At 65.4% G+C, this 2,875-nt stretch carries 4 protein-coding genes; all 4 read left to right on the top strand.

Annotation, left to right across the window (positions count from 1 at the left end; genetic code table 11):
* The first annotated feature begins 132 nt into the window (after window positions 1–132).
* The 4 genes from motA to QMX78_RS20990 all read left to right on the top strand — a co-directional run bounded on the left by motA (window position 133) and on the right by QMX78_RS20990 (window position 2,791).
* Complete coding sequence (gene motA, locus QMX78_RS21005) at window positions 133–987, top strand: flagellar motor stator protein MotA (protein WP_282273324.1); 855 nt, start codon at window positions 133–135, stop codon at window positions 985–987.
* A 10-nt stretch (window positions 988–997) separates the two neighbouring features.
* The gene (gene motB, locus QMX78_RS21000) at window positions 998–1,951 is read left to right on the top strand and encodes a flagellar motor protein MotB (RefSeq protein WP_282273323.1); all 954 of its coding nucleotides are present in this window, start codon (window positions 998–1,000) and stop codon (window positions 1,949–1,951) included.
* Window positions 1,952–2,018: 67 nt separating this feature from the next.
* On the top strand, window positions 2,019–2,501 hold the full coding sequence (locus QMX78_RS20995; RefSeq protein ID WP_282273321.1) for a hypothetical protein: 483 nt from the start codon (window positions 2,019–2,021) through the stop codon (window positions 2,499–2,501).
* 14 nt (window positions 2,502–2,515) lie between these two features.
* On the top strand, window positions 2,516–2,791 hold the full coding sequence (locus tag QMX78_RS20990) for a DUF4031 domain-containing protein (protein WP_282273319.1): 276 nt from the start codon (window positions 2,516–2,518) through the stop codon (window positions 2,789–2,791).
* The last annotated feature ends 84 nt before the right edge of the window (window positions 2,792–2,875 follow it).

The raw sequence follows: 2,875 nt of genomic DNA, 5'->3' as shown, positions 1-2,875 counted from the left end.
GAGCCATGCTCGGCAGAGGCATCACCAGTAGAGCCTCAGCCGAGCATGGCTCGGCACTACAGGAGCCGCCCGGCGCTACAGATTTTCCGCTGACGGCCGACAACGGGATATCCCCTCCCCTTGTCTGCCCCCATGCTTATCATCGTCGGCCTGCTCGTTGTCATTTTCGCTGTCCTGGGCGGCTACGTCGGTGCGCACGGGCGCCTCGCCGCGCTGTGGCAGCCCTACGAACTGGTCATCATCGGTGGTGCCGCCCTCGGTGCTTTCCTGATCGCCACGCCGCTCAAGACCGTCAAGCAGACCCTGCGGGCAACCGTCAGCGTGTTCAAAGGCCCGCAGTACAAGCGCCAGGACTACCTGGACGTGCTCAGCCTGCTCTACGAACTGCTCAACAAGGCGCGCCGTGAAGGCTTCATGGCGCTGGAAGACCACGTCGAGAATCCGCAGGACAGCGCAGTGTTCGCCAACTACCCGAAGGTGCTGGCCGACCACCACCTGCTCGACTTCATCACCGACTGCCTGCGCCTGATGATCGGCTCCAACATCGAGCCGCATGAGCTGGAACCGCTGCTGGAGCTGGAGCTGGAAAAGCACCACCACGAGGCGATGGAACCGGCCCACGTGCTCAACAAGGTCGCCGATGGCCTGCCCGGTTTCGGCATCGTGGCCGCGGTGCTGGGCATCGTCATCACCATGGGCTCGATCGGCGGTGACATCAAGGAAGTGGGCGCGCACGTGGCTGGCGCGCTGGTTGGTACCTTCCTCGGCATCCTGCTCGGCTACGGCTTCGTCGGCCCGCTGGCCGCGGCGATGGAGGCACGCGCCGAACAGGACGCCCGCATCTATGAATCGGTGAAGACCGCACTGCTGGCCTGCCTGCGTGGCTACAACCCGAAGATCGCGCTGGAGTTCGCCCGCAAGACCGTGCCCTCGGCACTGCGGCCGGGTTTCAGCGAGTTCGAACAGCACCTGAAGTCGGTCAAGTAAGGCGCACGCCATGACCGAGAGCAAACCCACGGTAATCGTTCGCCGGGTGAAGAAAGTCCAGGGCGGCGGCCACCACGGCGGTTCGTGGAAGGTGGCCTACGCCGACTTCGTCACCGCGATGATGGCCTTCTTCCTGGTGCTGTGGCTGATGGCCGCCACCACCAAGCCCGAGCGCGCGGCGATCTCCGAGTACTTCCGCAACCCCAGCCCCTTGAGTGGCACCAGCAGCACGCCGGCTCCGGGCATGGCCGGCCCCGGCGGCGCCAGCACCTCGATGATCAAGCTCGGTGGCGCCACCGATGTCTCGCGCGGCAACAGCAATGACCCCTTCCAGAACCAGCAGGAAGCGGTGCCCACGCCGGTACAGGAGCGCGAGCGCGACAAGCAGCGGTTGGAAGCCCTGAAGCAGGAGCTGCAGGAAGCGATCAGCAAGAGCCAGGCGCTGGAGCCGTTCAAGGACCAGTTGCTGCTGGACATCACCCCGGAAGGTCTGCGCATCCAGATCGTGGACAAGCAGAACCGGCCGATGTTCGACCTCGGCAGCGCGCGCCTGATGCCGTATACGCAGACGATCCTGGTGGAGCTGTCACGCTACATCAACCAGGTGCCCAACCACATCAGCCTCACCGGCCATACCGACACCACCGCCTATTCCACCCAGCTGGGTTACGGCAACTGGGAGCTGAGTGCAGACCGCGCCAATGCCGCGCGGCGTGCGCTGCTGGAAGGCGGCATGGACCCGGCCAAGGTTGCGCGGGTGGTCGGTTTGGCGTCCTCGGTGCTGTTCGACAAGAGCAACCCGCAGAACCCGATCAACCGCCGCATCAGCATCGTGGTGATGAGCCAGGAAGCAGAAGCAGCGGCACTGAACCAGGCCGACAGCCTGCCGGTGCCAGTGACCGCCGTCGTCCCGGCAGCCACTGCAGCGGCCCCGGCTGATGGCGTCAGCGACGGCCCCGGCTGAGCCCTGTTCCGGCAGCAGGGGCCCGCTGCGCCTACAATGGGCATCGTTTTCCTTTTAGCCGAACAACATGTCCAAGCTCTCCAAAGCCAAGCGCGACAAGCGCAAGAAGCAGGCCCCGCGCCGCCCGTTCGCCCGCCTGAACGCCCAGCAGCAGGTGCAGAACCACGCCGTGCTGGTCAACGAAGAAGGCCAGGTCGTGGCCGCCATCGGCCTGCAGGGCAATGAGTGGCTGCTGGCCATCGGCGGCCAGACCATGGGCAACGCCGACAACCCGGTGCCGATGCTGGCCATGCTCAAGCACCTGGCCAATGTGCAGGAGAAGGAAGGCCGCAAGGTCACCCTGGAATACTCCGCAGCGCTGCAGCAGATGATCGACGACCTTGCTGCCGACGAAGGCAAGACCGCCGACGATTACCTGGCCGGCCTTGTATCCGAGTTCGAAGGCATCGAGGGCGAGGAAGCCGCTGAGGCAGCTGCTGACGACGCCGCGGAAGAGACCATCGCCATCGCCGAAGAAGTGCCGGCTGACGACGACAAGTCCAAGGCCTGAGTCCAGGGCCGAACGTGACGGTCTATATCGACGATGCGGTACACCCCTGGCGCGGTGAGCGCTGGGCGCATCTGATGGCCGACACCTTGCCCGAGCTGCATGCGCTGGCGCAGCAGCTCGGGATTCCGCGCAGAGCCTTCCAGAACCGCCCCAGCGGCGTGCACTACGACGTGCCGGCACCGCTGCGTGAGCAGGCCATCGTGCTCGGCGCGCAGGCGATATCACGGCATACCGACCGCGCGCAGATGCGCCGGGTGATCGCCAATGCACGGGCGTTGTACCAGCCCTGACCAGCGGGTTGTAGGAGCGGCGTAAGCCGCGAAGCTGGTGGTCGATCCGATTGCAGGCATTGCTGCAATTTCATTGCTGTCGGC

Origin of the sequence: Stenotrophomonas sp. PS02298 (genome assembly GCF_029959445.1) — a bacterium.
Taxonomy (GTDB): domain Bacteria; phylum Pseudomonadota; class Gammaproteobacteria; order Xanthomonadales; family Xanthomonadaceae; genus Stenotrophomonas.
Note: the sequence above shows the minus strand (reverse complement) of the source record. Positions and strands in the feature narration are given on the sequence as shown.